A 13,170-nucleotide genomic window follows, 5' to 3' on the forward strand; every position below is an offset into this window, starting at 1 on the left:
GCGGCAGTCCGGGTGGTTTCCCGGCCCGGGCCGGAGGTAACCCGGGATGCCCCGGCCATCGCTGTTCGCCCCTCCGACCAGCCCGGACGCTGCCAGAGTGGGGGCGTGGGCGGTCACCGGCGGCGTGGGCAACTGGGACCGGCCGTCCCGATCGCCCCCGGTGCCCGGGTCGACAAGTTCGAGGTCTTCTTCGACCTCGTCTTCGTCTTCTCGTTCTTCATCATCACCCGGGCGACGGCCGCGAACATCACCGGCCGGCAACTGTTGCACGCCGCTCTGGTGCTCGCCGTGCTCTGGTGGATCTGGGTGGTGCACAGCCTGGTCGCCACCCGGGTCCGGCTCGGCGAGGGCTACGTCCCGGTGCTCATGGTGATCGCGATGGTGGCCCTGTTCGCGTTCGCGTTGGCGCTGCCCCAGGCGTTCAGTGATCCGAAGGGCAGCACGGCGGGCCCGATGCTCGTCGCCATCAGCTACGTCGTGGTCCGGGCCGTCCACATGATCCTCTATCAGCACGTGGTGCGGGACAGCCCGCAGGAACGCCGGCAACTGCGGCGCTTCGCCCCGGAGTTGGCGGTGAGCATCGTGCTGCTGCTGGCCGCCGCGTTGATCCCGCCGCAGATCGCCGACCCGGACGACGCCGCCCTGGTCCGCGACGGGTTGTGGATCACCGTGGTGGTGGTGCAGTACGCCACCGGCTTCATCGTCGGCACCTGGGGCTGGGGGGTGACCAGCGCCGAGCACTGGACGGAGCGCTACGACCTCATCCTGATCATCGCGCTGGGCGAGTCCATCATCTCCACGGGGGTGGGCGGCAACCTGCTCGGCAAGCCGGTGACCTGGCCGGCGGTGGCCGCCGCCGCGCTCGGCATCGTGATCACCGCCGCCCTCTGGTGGGCGCACTTCGACTTCATCGGCCCGGCCGCCCGGATCGCCCTGCACGCGGCGGAGGGCGCCCCCCGGGTGGCGATGGCCCGCGACGCGTACGCGTACGCGTACCTGCCGATGATCGCCGGGGTGATCCTCTTCTCGATCGGCAACGAGCAGATCCTGCACAAGATCACCGATCCGGCCGGCGGGATCGCCGAGAAGATCGAGGGACCGGCGGTGCCGATGCTCTTCGGTGGGCTGATCTGCTACTTCGCTGTCAACCTGCTGTTCCAGCTGCGTACCCTGCACACCGTCAGCTGGACCCGGGTCGGCGTCATCGTGGTGCTCGCAGCCGCCCTCCCGATCGGTCAGCACCTGCCGGTACTGTGCACGCTCATCCTCGCCACGCTGATCTGTGTGGGCCTGGTGGCCGTGGAGGTGCTGGTGATGTCGCAGTCCCGGCACGCGCTGCGGTCCGCCGTCTTCCAGGAGCGGACCACCCACGAGGCGCACGAGGCGGCTTGGCGTGCGCGCTGGCACGACGTCCCGGAGAGCGACGAGCCGACGGCACCCTGAGCGGCGGCCCCGGCGACAGGGCGGCACCGGCCCGTCCGGTCGGGATAGACTCCGGCGCAGCGTCGCGGTGCACCCGGCACGAAGGCCGCCGTGGGCATGGAGGCGCGGGGACAGCATGGGACGAACGTGCACCCGACCGGTTCACCGGCCGACCGGCTCGCCGCCGTCGGCAATCAGATGATCGAGATCCACCTCTGGCTCAGCGCGGAGCTGGCCCGTCTCCGGGCAAGCCTCGACACCCCGTCGCGTGACCTGCGAGCACACTGTCTGACCTTCTGCACCGCCCTGGGTCGACACCACACCGGTGAGGACACCGGCGCGTTCCGGCTGCTGGCCGAGCAGGTCCCCGAACTGCGTCCGGTCATCGCCAACCTGATCACCGACCACGAGGTGGTGGCGGGGATCCTGGGGCGGGTCGAGGCGTTGCTGGCCGGTGACGTGGCAGTGCCGGTCGAGCAGGTACGCGGTGAGCTGGACGGTTTGGCCGCGCTGCTGGAGTCGCACTTCCGCTACGAGGAGAAGCGACTGGTCACCGCCCTGAACGCGCTCACCGGTCGACCCGGGACAGCCGAGGACCTCCTCGGCCTGACCGTGCCGCCCGGCTGAGCCGTGATCGACTCCGGATCGCCGATGTGGCGGGGTCACCGACCGCGGGACACCGCCACATCGGCACAGCTGCCGGTGCCGACCACCGTCACGACGGCTCCGGGCCGGGCAGCCGCTCGTAGTAGCGGATCTTCGCCCGGAGGTGCTCGTACTGGCGCTGCAGCAGGTCCATCTGCTCCTCGACCCGTACCGCGTGGTGTTGCAGCAGCTCACGACGCTCGTCGGCGGTGTGTTCACCCTCGCGGGCCAGTTGCGCGTAGCGGCGCATCTGCGCGATCGGCATCCCGGTGTCGCGCAGGCACCGGAACAGCTCCAGCCAGCCGAGGTCGTCGTCGGTGAAGACCCGCTGCCCACCGGCTGTCCGCTCCACGTCGGCGAGCAGGCCGATCTTCTCGTAGTACCGCAGGGTGTCCAGGCTGAAGCCGCTGCGGCGGGCGGCCTCCGAGGGGGCGTAACCGCTCATGTCGCGGAATCGTAGTGCTTGACCTGGAGCGCGCTCCAGGTTGGAGGGTGGAGCGCATGACGATGACACGAACGCTGGGACGCAGCGGCATCGAGGTGAGCGCGATCGGGATGGGGTGCTGGGCCATCGGTGGCCCGCTCTGGGGTGACGACCGACAGCCCTTCGGCTGGGGTGAGGTGGACGACGACGAGTCGATCCGCACCATCCACCGCGCGCTCGACCTCGGGGTGACCCTGTTCGACACGGCCAGCAACTACGGCGCGGGGCACAGCGAGCGGATCCTCGGTCGGGCCCTGGCCGGCCGACGGGACGGCGTGGCGATCGCCACGAAGTTCGGCAACGTCAGCGAGGAGGCCACCCGGCGCGCGCTCGGCACCGACGCCAGCCCGGCCTTCGCGGTACGCAGCCTGGAAGACTCGCTGCGCCGGCTCGGCACCGACCACGTCGACCTGTACCAACTGCACATCAACGCGCTGCCGGTGCCCGCCGCGCTCGATCTGGTCGACACCCTGGAGGCACTGGTCGACCAGGGCAAGATCCGGGCGTACGGCTGGAGCACCGACGACCCGGCCTCGGCGGAGGCGTTCGCTACCGCGGGCCCGCACTGTGCCGCCATCCAACACGACGAGTCGGTGCTCCGGGACAACGCGGCGGTGCTGGCGGTCTGCGACACCCACGACCTGGCCAGCCTCAACCGTGGGCCACTGGCGATGGGCCTGCTCACCGGGTCGACGCGGGCGGTCGGGGCGGACGACGTGCGCGGGCGGGCGCCGGAGTGGTTGGACTGGTTCACCGACGGCCGACCGACGCCCCGCTGGGCGACCCGGGTCGAGCAGGTCCGGGCGGCGCTCACCGCCGACGGGCGGACGCTCGCGCAGGGCGCGTTGGGCTGGCTGCTGGCCCGCAGCCCGCGTACGGTGCCGATCCCCGGCCTGCGCACCGTGGCGCAGGCCGACGAGAACCTGGCCACCCTGGAGCTCGGGCCGCTCGACGCCGACGCGTACGCCGAGGTGGAGCGTCTGCTCGCCGATCTGCGCCGCGCCTGACCCCACCGGGCATCCACCGACGGCGTTCTGGACGAAGATGGGGGTATGCGGATCCTTCTGGCCGGCGCGTCCGGCTTCCTCGGTACCCGACTGGCCGACCGGTTCGCGGCGGACGGGCACGACATCACCCGGCTGGTCCGTCGGGCACCGCGGGGTCCTCAGGAGCGGCGCTGGGACCCGGCGGCCGCGCAGCTCGACCCGGCGGTGGTCGCCGAGGCGGACGCGGTGGTCAACCTGGCCGGCGCGGGCGTCGGCGACAAGCGCTGGAACGACGACTACCGGCGGTTGATCCGCACCAGCCGGGTGGACAGCACCACCACACTGGCGACCACCGTCGCCGGGCTCCCCGCCGCCGACCGCCCCCGGGTGCTGCTCAACTCCTCGGCCGTCGGGTGGTACGGCAACACCGGCGACCGGGCGGTCGAGGAGGACGCGCCGGCCGGTGAGGGCTTCCTGGCCGACGTCTGCCGGGTGTGGGAGGCCGCGACCCGACCGGCCGAGGACGCCGGGGTACGCGTCGTGCGGCTGCGTACCGGCCTGCCGCTGCACCGCGACGGTGGTCTGCTCAAGCCGCAGTTGCTGCCGTTCAAGTTGGGCGTCGCCGGTCGGCTGGGCAGCGGCCGGCAGTGGCTGCCGTGGATCTCGATGGAGGACTGGCTGGACGCGGCCCGTTTCCTGCTGGACCGCGACGACATCTCCGGCCCGGTCAACGTGGTGGGGCCGAACCCGGTGACGAACGCCGAGTTCACCAGCGAGCTGGCCCGGCAGCTGCACCGGCCGGCGATCATCCCGATCCCCGCGCTGGCGCTCAAGGTCGTCCTCGGCGGCTTCGCCCACGAGGCCCTCACCAGCACCCGGGTCCTCCCCGGCGTCCTGACGAGAGCCGGCTACCACTACCAGCACCCTGATCTGCCCGGCGCACTGCGCGCAGCCCTGACCCCCTGACCCCCTGACCACCCGCCACAATCGGCGTTGATCAAGAGGTTTGCGTCAGATTACGGCTTCCGGATGACGCAAACCTCTTGATCAACAAGGGCACGTGGGGTCAGCAGCCGATCACCCAGTAGTTGGGGCCGGTCTGCTTGAGGGCGCTGGTGTAGAAGGTGTTGTAGAGACCCATCCGCTGGTTGGAGCCGTTGGCGTAGGCGTAGCCACCGGACTGGTACGCCCGGCCCGCCGTCACGTGCGCGTAGTTGCTGGCCGTCACGCAGGTCGCCGGCACGGTCGGGGTGGGCGTCGGGGTCGGCGTGACGGTCGGAGTCGGGGTCGGCGTGACGGTCGGGGTGGGGGTCGGGCCGGTGCCGCCGCCGTTCAGGCCGAAGAAGAGCGCGTCCCGGTACGTCGAGCAGATGGTGTCCAGGAAGTACGCGGCGGCGGTGCCGCACTGGTCCGCGCCCGAGCCCGGGTCGACCGGCGTCCCGTGGCCCATCCCGGCGACCCGGTAGAGGCGTACGTCGTCGTTGCCGTACACCTCGAGGGTCGTGTTGCCGGGAAGCGACGACGTGCTGCTCGGGGTCTGCGAGACGCCCCGCACGTTGGTCCACTGGTCGCGGGACTCGGTGCCGTTGAGCGGCGTGACAGTGGTGTCCGAGGTGCCGTGCCAGATGGCCACCCGGGGGCGCGGGCCGGTGTAGCCGGAGTACGCGCCGCGCACCAGGTCACCCCAGGCGGCCGGGGTCTTGTCCGCGCCCGGGTTCATGCAGCTGAACGCGTTGACCATGCTGGTGGCGCAGCGGTACGGGATGCCCGCGATGATCGACCCGGCGGCGAAGACGTCCGGGTAGGTGGCGAGCATGACGGCGCTCATCGCCCCGCCTGCGGAGAGGCCGCTGACGTAGACCCGGGAGCCGTTCACGCCGAAGTTGGTCTTGGCGTGGTCGACCATCTGCTTGATCGACAGCGCCTCGCCCTGGCCTCGGGTGGTGTCCCCGGCCTCGAAGAAGTTGAAGCAGGAGTTGGCGTTGTTGCCGGCGGGCTGCTGGGCGACGATCAGGGCGAACTTCCACTGGTCGGCGTACTTCTGCCAACCCGAGTTGGCGAAGTAACCGGAGGCGTTCTGGACGCACCCGTGCAGCAGGACGACGGCCGGGGAGTTGGCCGGCAGGTTGTCCGGGCGGTAGGCGTACATGGCGAGGTTGCCCGGGTTGGAGCCGAACCCGGTGACCTGGGTGAGGGTGGCGGCCTGGGCGGGTGCGGCGACGGCGAACGCTCCGGCCAGGGCGAGGGCGAGCCCGGCGATGGCGCCGGTCAGCCGGGTGAGGGTGGACGAGGAGCGGCGCACGGCAGCCTCCTGAGGGGCGGACTGTGAACTGGGTCACTGTCGAATTGCCGAGACGTTACGACGATGTGTCGCCGTTATGACATGGGGCACACTCACACATTTACGGCGACCGCTGTGTACGCCGAACCAGCGACCGCCGCCGCCGAAGGGGAAGCCACGACAACCGCCGGTCTGACCGGCGTGTCCAGGTCCGGTTGGTAACGTCCGCTGCGTGCCGTCCTCCCCGTCGCTGGCCACCGGGCCCGCACCAGCGTCACCGCCACGTGTCGTCCGGGACCGCCGGGCCGACCTGATCGTCGCGCTGGTGGCGCTCGCGCTCGCCGTCTGGGTGACGAGCGGGCTGTGGCGGGACCCGAACAACCGCACGATCACCGCCAACTCCAGCGACCAGGCTCTCTTCGAGTGGCTGCTGGCCTTCGGCGGGCACGCGGTCACCCACGGCGACAACCCGCTCTTCACCTACCTGATCAACGTCCCGGACGGCGTGAACCTCGCGGTCAACACCTCGATCACGGTGTACGCGGTGGTGTTCGCCCCGCTCACGTACCTCATCGGGCCGCCGGCGACGTTCCTGGTGATCCTCACCCTGAACCTGTTCGCCACCGCGCTGGCCTGGTACTGGTTCCTCTCCCGGCACCTGGTCCGCAGTCGGCTGGCCGCCGGGGTCGGTGCCCTGTTCATCGCCTACTCCCCCGGCATGGTGTCGCACGCCAACGCCCACCTGAACTGGACCGCCGGCTGGCTGGTGCCGCTGCTGGTCTGGCGGCTGTTCGCGCTGCGCCGGGCAGGGCACTGGCTGCGCGACGGGGTGATCCTCGGCGTGCTGGTCGCGGTGGCCTTCTCGATCGCCGCCGAAGGGCTCTTCTTCACCGCGCTGGCGCTCGGGGTGTTCGTCGCCGTCTGGGCGCTGCACCCGGCCAACCGCGCCGAGGCACGCGCCGTGCTGCCCGACTTCCTGCGCGGGCTCGGGGTGACCGCCGTGGTCGCCGGTGTGCTGCTGTCGTACCCGCTGTGGTTGCACTTCGCCGGGCCGCAACGGTTCCACGGCACCGGTTTCGACCCCGTGATCCATTCCGAGGACATCGCGGCGTTCGCCGCCTTCCCGCGCCGCTCGCTGGCCGGTGAGGCGGGGCTCGGCACCTCGCTCGCGCCGAACCCGACGGAGGAGAACTCCTTCTTCGGCATCCCGCTGCTGATCCTCACCGTGGTCTGCTTCGTCGTGCTCTGGCGACGGGCCGACGCGAACCGCCGGGCCACCCTCTGGGCGCTGGGCGCCCTGGCGCTGATCTTCTCGGTGCTCTCCTTCGGCCCGGTCGCCAAGGTCGACGGGCGTCGCACCGACCTGCCCATGCCGTTCGACGTGCTCGGTCAGCTTCCCGTGGTGAACGCCGCGCTGCCCGCCCGGCTGGCCCTGATCGTCGCGCCGGTGATCGGGCTGGTGCTGGCGTACGCCGTGGACCAGCTGCGCACCACACCACCCCGGTACCGCCTCACGGAGCTGGCCTGGGTGATCGGGTTCGCGGCGGCCCTGGTGCCGTTGCTGCCCACCCCGCTGCTGACCGACGAACGGGAACCGATCCCGCGGTTCATCACGTCCGGCACCTGGCGGGAGTACGTCTCACCGGACGGGGTGCTGACCCCGGTGCCGCTGACCGTGGACATCTACCCGGACGGCCAGCGCTGGCAGGCGTACGCGTTGTCGCACCGGCAGGGCGAGTTCGCCATCCCCGGCGGTTTCTTCCTCGGCCCCGGAGGACCGGACGGGCGTGGCCGGATCGGTCCGGTCCCGCGCACCCTGAGCGCCCTGATGGACCAGGCCGGTCGCACCGGCCTGGTGCCGATCATCACCGACGGGACCATCCAGGAGGTCAAGTCGGATTTGCGGCACTGGCGGATCGAGACGGTGGTGCTCGCCGACGAGGTGCACGGCGCGAAGTTCGAGGTCGAAGAGGAGGCGCTGCGGCGTACCGGCGTCGCCCTGTTCGGCGAACCGCAACGGGTCGACGACGTGTGGCTCTGGCGCATCCCGCAGGCCGACCGGTAGCCCGCCGACCCCGGGCGTGACCAGGCTCTGGTGAGGCGTCTCACCAGGGATGATCACCGCCGACGGGACTACGCTGGACCTCGTGACGACGACGACCCCCGGCCTGACGGCCGTCCGTGCCGGTCTGCTCGACTACCAGGCCGCCTGGGACGAGCAGCGGCGCCTGCACGAGGCGGTGGTGTCCGGCGAGCGCGGTGACACCGTGCTGCTGCTGGAGCACCCGAGCGTCTACACGGCGGGCAAGCGCACCGAACCGTGGGACCGTCCCGTGGACGGCACCCCGGTCGTCGACGTGGACCGCGGCGGCAAGATCACCTGGCACGGGCCGGGGCAGCTCGTCGGCTACCCGATCCTGCGCCTGCCGGACCCGGTGGACGTGGTCGCCTACGTGCGCCGCACGGAGGAGCTGCTCATCGACGTGTGCGCCGAGTTCGGGCTGACCGCCGGCCGGGTCGAGGGGCGCAGCGGGGTCTGGGTGCCCGCCGACGACCGGGGGCCGGCCCGCAAGGTCGCCGCCATCGGCATCCGGGTGGCCCGGGGCGTCACCCTGCACGGCTTCTCGATCAACTGCGACTGCGACCTGACGCACTTCGACCGGATCGTGCCGTGCGGCATCCGGGACGCGGGCGTCACCTCGCTCACCGCCGAGCTGGGCCGCCCGATCACCGTCGCCGACGTGCTGCCGGTCGTCGAGCGACGGCTGTCCACCCTCATCGAGGTCTGAGGCGGCGGCCCCCGGCGACACCCGCCGGGGGCCGCCTGCGTTCACGGCGTCAGCCGGTGCAGGTCGCGCGGGAACGCGGTGACCTCCCGGATGTTCGCCGCGCCGACCAGGCGGGCCACGAAGCGTTCCAGGCCGACGGCGAAGCCGCCGTGCGGCGGCATGCCGTGCCGGAACGCGTCCAGATAACCGGCGTACGGCTCGGTCGGCTCGCCCCGGGCCGCCAACGCCGCCAGGTAGTCGGCGTGCCGGTGCAACCGCTGCCCGCCGGTGACCAGCTCCAGACCACGGAAGAGCAGGTCGAAACCGTTCGAGTACGCGGGCCGCGCCGGGTCGGGGTGGGTGTAGAACGGTCGCTTCGCCATCGGGTAGCCGGTGACGAAGAGGAATTCCGAGCCGTGTTCCCGGCGGGCCCACTCGCCCAGCGCGCGTTCGTGGGCGGGCGCGAGGTCCGGCTCGTCGGCGGGCGCACCGGCGATCACCAGCGCCTCGGTGAAGTGCACCGCCGGGATCTCCGCCGGCACGACCGGCACGTCGACGCCGAGCGTGGTCAGCGCCGCCGCGGCCCGCTCGCCGACCGTGTCCACCATCCCGGCCACCGTGTCGCGCAGCACCCGCATCACGTCGGAGTGGTCGGCGACGAAGCCCAGCTCCGCGTCGAGCGACGTGTACTGCGCGAGGTGCCGGACGGTGTCGTGCGGTTCGGCCCGGAAGACCGGCCCCACCTCGTAGACGCGTTCGAAGACGCCGACCATCAACTGCTTGTAGAACTGCGGCGACTGGGCCAGGTACGCGGGCGCGCCGAACCAGTCCAGCGCGAAGACGTTCGCGCCGCTCTCGGTGGAGGAGCCGACCACCTTCGGGGTGTGGATCTCCACGAACCGTTGGGCGTCGAGGGCGGCCCGGAACCCGGCCACCGCAGCCGCCGAGATCCGCAACGCGGACGACCGGGTGGGGTGTCGCAGCGCGGTGGGCGCGTGGTCCAACTGGGTGGGCAGGCTCGCGGTGAGGGCCGGCCGGTACAGGTCGAACGGTGGCGGCACGGCGGGCGGCCCGAGTGGACGTACCGTCGGGTCGGTCAGCTCGACCCCGGCGGGCGCGGTGTCGTTCGCGGTGACCTTGGCGGTGACCTCGACGACCGTCTCCTCGGTGAGTTTCTCCAGGTCGGCGCGGACGGCCGGGTCGGTGACGACCACCTGGGCCAGGCCGGTGGCGTCGCGCACGATCAGGAAGGCCACCGACTTGAGCAGTCGACGGCGGTGCACCCAGCCGGCGACGCGCACGGTCTCGCCGATCCGGGCGGGCAGGTGGTGGGACAGGGTTCGTTGCATGGCGGACTCCTCGGTCGATCGCCACGCGCCGCCACCCGGGGCGGCGAAGCGTCGCGTCAGCCCCAGGGAGGTGTGGGCGAGCGGGATCCTCGCGGTGCCACCACACCTTCACCCCCGCCGTAGCGGGGGCCTCGTTCGTCGCCTGGTGACCGGGGCCAGCCGGGCGGGCTCTACTAGGCGTTTCGCCGTTCTGCCCGCAGCTCGGGAGGGTCTTCGCGCACCGGCGCCAGACCGCCTCTCAGCACCGGCGGCTCTCTGGACTGGCGGGGTCGGCGCGTTACTCGGCTCCGTCGTCGCTGTTGGCGCTGACCGTAGCACCCGAAACCCTCTCGTGTGACGCCCATTTTCGACATGCCGGTGTCCGGCGTCACAACATCTGGGGCGTGACGCCGGTCGCCCGACGCACATAGACACCCGCCGTCCGGCGTAGGCTCGTTTTCGTGACGATCGAGCACTCCGCGCCGACGACCGGCCAGGCAGCGCGTACCGCAACGGCGGCCCCCGAGGGGCGGCGTCTGCTGCGGATCGAGGCGCGCAACGCCGAGACGCCGATCGAGCGCAAACCGCCATGGATCAAGGTCAAGGCCAAGATGGGGCCGGAGTACACCCAGCTGCGCGGGCTCGTCTCGCGCGAAGGGCTGCACACCGTCTGCCAGGAGGCCGGTTGCCCCAACATCTACGAGTGCTGGGAAGACCGCGAGGCCACCTTCCTCATCGGTGGTGACCAGTGCACCCGGCGCTGCGACTTCTGCCAGATCGACACCGGCAAGCCGGCCGAGTTCGACGCCGACGAGCCCCGCCGCGTGGCCGAGTCGGTGGTCTCGATGGGGCTGCGGTACGCGACGATCACCGGTGTCGCCCGCGACGACCTGCCCGACGGCGGCGCCTGGCTGTACGCCGAGACGGTCCGGCAGATCCACGCCCTGCAGCCCGGCTGCGGCGTCGAGCTGCTGATCCCGGACTTCAACGCCGTTCCCGAGCAGTTGGCCGAGGTCTTCGGTTCCCGACCGGAGGTGCTGGCCCACAACGTGGAGACCGTGCCGCGCATCTTCAAGCGCATCCGGCCGGCGTTCCGCTACGAGCGCTCGCTGGACGTGATCCGTCAGGCCCGCGCCGACGGCCTGGTCACCAAGAGCAACCTCATCCTGGGCATGGGCGAGGAGCGGGCCGAGGTCTCGCAGGCGCTGCGCGACCTGCACGACGCCGGTTGTGAGCTGATCACCATCACCCAGTACCTGCGGCCCTCCCCCCGGCACCACCCGGTGACCCGCTGGGTCAAGCCGGAGGAGTTCGTCGAGCTGCGCGAGGAGGCCGAGGAGATCGGCTTCGCCGGGGTGATGAGCGGGCCGCTGGTGCGCTCGTCGTACCGGGCCGGTCGGCTCTACCAGCAGGCCCTCGACGCCCGCGCCGCCACGTCGGTCGTCACCGCCGGCTGACCCACCGGCAGCGCCGCACGGACCGTGCGGCGCCCGGGTGTCATGATCGTGCGATGACCACCGGGGTACGCGAGCAGCCACGCGACGCTGGTCGTCCGCGGCCCGCCGTGCGCCTCGGACCGGCCGGTTGGCTCACCGCGGCGGCGGTGCTCGCCGGAGTCGGTCACCGGCTCTGGCTGCTGGCCCACGCGACACCTCCGACGAACAGCGACGAGGCCACCATGGGGCTGGCCGCGCTGCACATCGCCCGGGGCGAGGGCTTCCCGGTCTGGTTCTACGGACAGCAGTACATGGGCACGCTGGAGGCGTACCTGGCCGCCCCGGTGTTCGCAGTGGCCGGTGGGCCGTCGCTGTTCGGTCTACGACTGCCCACGCTGCTGCTGTACGCGGTGTTCCTGCTGCTGGCCTGGCGGTTGACGCTGCGGCTGACCGGGGACCGGTGGTTCGGGCTGCTGGTGGTGGCACTGCTGGCGCTCGGCTCCGACCGGATCGTCAAGAACCAGCTCATCGCCGGTGGTGGCTACCCCGAGATGAACGCGGCCGGGGTGGCGCTGGCCGTCCTCGCCGTGGACCTGGCCACCGGCCGACCCGGGCGGCGACCGGCCCGCTGGGCGGCCTGGGGATTCCTGGCCGGCCTGATGCTCTGGGTCGACCCACTCGTGCTGCCGTACGTGGTGGCGACCGGGGCGGTGCTCGTCGGGTTCCGCCGGCGGGAACTGCGGGGTGCGGCCGGGACGCTGCTCGGGGCGGCGGCCCTGCTGGGTGCGGCTCCGCTGCTGCTGCACAGCCTGCTGAACGGACGGAACCCGCTGCACGCGGTGCTCGCCGCGAGCGGCGCCAACACCACTGCGGGCTGGGCGGACCGCCTGCACGGCGGCCTGCTGCTCGGCCCGCCGCTGGGCATGGGCTTCTGCGACCCCGGGCGGTGCGCCACCTGGCAAATCTGGTGGGCGTTCGCCCTGCCGCTGCTGCTGGCCGTCGGCGGTGTCACCGCCTGGCGGGCCCTACGCCGACCGCCCACCGCGCCGGCGGCCACCATGGTCCTGCCGCACCGGGTGGCGGCGGCGACCTCGCTGGCGCTCGTGCTGGCCGCGGTGGCGACGCTCGGCGCGTACACGGTGAGCAGTTCCGCCGGTCTCACCCCGGTGGAGAGTTCCCGGTACCTGTCCTGCCTGCTCATCTCCGTGCCGGCGCTGCTCTGGCCGGTGTGGACGGTGGCCCGGCACCGACCTCCGGCGGCGTCCGGCCCGCGCGGCGTCGGACGGACGCTGGCCCGGCCGGTCGCGGTGGCACTGCTCGCCGCCACCCTGGGCACCGCCGCACACGCCACCTGGCGGGCGGCGCAGACCGCGTCGGCGACCCGGGCGGCCGAGGCCCGGCACGCCGAGTTGGTCAGCACCCTGCGCGAACTCGGCGTACGGCAGGTGCGCGCCGACTACTGGACCTGCAACCGGCTCACCTTCGCCAGCGCGGAGCAGGTGGTGTGCGCTGTCGTCGACGACGCGCTGCGCCCCGGTTTCGACCGCTACCCGGCCTACCGGCGGGAGGTGGACGCCGCGGTGGCACCGGCCTGGGTCGCACCGACCGGCTCGCCGCTGGCGGCCGCCCTGGACGTACGGCAACGCGCGGGCAGCCTCGACCTGGTCACGATCGACGGCTGGCGGATCTACCTGCCCCGGTGATCTTGCGCGTCTGACGCATCGCGCGGTGGCTCGCGCTCCGTGCGGTGCGGGGCCGCGCGTCAACGCGGCCCGGCGGTGGCGATCAGCGTCAGCGCGGCCCGGCGGTGGCGGTCAGCG

General features: G+C 72.2%; 11 protein-coding genes. 8 read left to right on the plus strand and 3 right to left on the minus strand.

The genetic code is table 11. The annotated features are described in order from the left end of the window. Positions 1-105: 105 nt before the first annotated feature. The gene (locus O7616_RS28055) at positions 106-1,443 is read left to right on the plus strand and encodes a low temperature requirement protein A (RefSeq protein WP_282304709.1); all 1,338 of its coding nucleotides are present in this window, start codon (positions 106-108) and stop codon (positions 1,441-1,443) included. A gap of 126 nt (positions 1,444-1,569) precedes the next feature. Next, positions 1,570-2,049, plus strand: a complete 480-nt coding sequence (locus tag O7616_RS28060; RefSeq protein WP_282304710.1) for a hemerythrin domain-containing protein — start codon at positions 1,570-1,572, stop codon at positions 2,047-2,049. An 88-nt stretch (positions 2,050-2,137) separates the two neighbouring features. Here O7616_RS28060 and O7616_RS28065 read toward each other — a convergent pair whose 3' ends face one another. Beyond that, on the minus strand, positions 2,138-2,512 hold the full coding sequence (locus O7616_RS28065) for a MerR family transcriptional regulator (protein ID WP_282304711.1): 375 nt from the start codon (positions 2,510-2,512) through the stop codon (positions 2,138-2,140). Between the two features lie 56 nt (positions 2,513-2,568). Here O7616_RS28065 and O7616_RS28070 point away from each other — a divergent pair, with 56 nt between their 5' ends. Further along, positions 2,569-3,558, plus strand: coding sequence for an aldo/keto reductase (locus O7616_RS28070; protein ID WP_282304712.1), 990 nt, complete (start codon positions 2,569-2,571; stop codon positions 3,556-3,558). 45 nt (positions 3,559-3,603) lie between these two features. Then, positions 3,604-4,503 carry a TIGR01777 family oxidoreductase gene (locus tag O7616_RS28075; protein WP_282304713.1) on the plus strand — a complete coding sequence of 300 codons (900 nt, stop codon included), beginning with the start codon at positions 3,604-3,606 and terminating at the stop codon, positions 4,501-4,503. Positions 4,504-4,603: 100 nt separating this feature from the next. Here the strand turns inward: O7616_RS28075 and O7616_RS28080 are convergent, their stop codons facing one another. Then, positions 4,604-5,839 (minus strand): PHB depolymerase family esterase, encoded by a 1,236-nt coding sequence (locus tag O7616_RS28080; protein WP_282304714.1) that lies wholly within the window; start codon positions 5,837-5,839, stop codon positions 4,604-4,606. 211 nt (positions 5,840-6,050) lie between these two features. Here O7616_RS28080 and O7616_RS28085 point away from each other — a divergent pair, with 211 nt between their 5' ends. Both O7616_RS28085 and lipB read left to right on the plus strand, forming a co-directional pair. Next, complete coding sequence (locus tag O7616_RS28085) at positions 6,051-7,883, plus strand: DUF2079 domain-containing protein (RefSeq protein WP_282304715.1); 1,833 nt, start codon at positions 6,051-6,053, stop codon at positions 7,881-7,883. A gap of 82 nt (positions 7,884-7,965) precedes the next feature. Beyond that, complete coding sequence (gene lipB, locus O7616_RS28090; RefSeq protein ID WP_282304716.1) at positions 7,966-8,607, plus strand: lipoyl(octanoyl) transferase LipB; 642 nt, start codon at positions 7,966-7,968, stop codon at positions 8,605-8,607. 41 nt (positions 8,608-8,648) lie between these two features. Here lipB and aspS read toward each other — a convergent pair whose 3' ends face one another. Further along, entirely contained in the window at positions 8,649-9,935 is a 1,287-nt protein-coding gene (gene aspS, locus O7616_RS28095; RefSeq protein WP_282304717.1) for an aspartate--tRNA(Asn) ligase, read from the minus strand. A gap of 440 nt (positions 9,936-10,375) precedes the next feature. Here aspS and lipA point away from each other — a divergent pair, with 440 nt between their 5' ends. Then, positions 10,376-11,371 carry a lipoyl synthase gene (gene lipA, locus O7616_RS28100; protein ID WP_282304718.1) on the plus strand — a complete coding sequence of 332 codons (996 nt, stop codon included), beginning with the start codon at positions 10,376-10,378 and terminating at the stop codon, positions 11,369-11,371. Positions 11,372-11,424: 53 nt separating this feature from the next. Next, positions 11,425-13,053 (plus strand): hypothetical protein, encoded by a 1,629-nt coding sequence (locus O7616_RS28105; protein WP_282304719.1) that lies wholly within the window; start codon positions 11,425-11,427, stop codon positions 13,051-13,053. Positions 13,054-13,170: the final 117 nt, after the last annotated feature.

The organism is Micromonospora sp. WMMD964, assembly GCF_029581455.1.
GTDB lineage: Bacteria > Actinomycetota > Actinomycetes > Mycobacteriales > Micromonosporaceae > Micromonospora.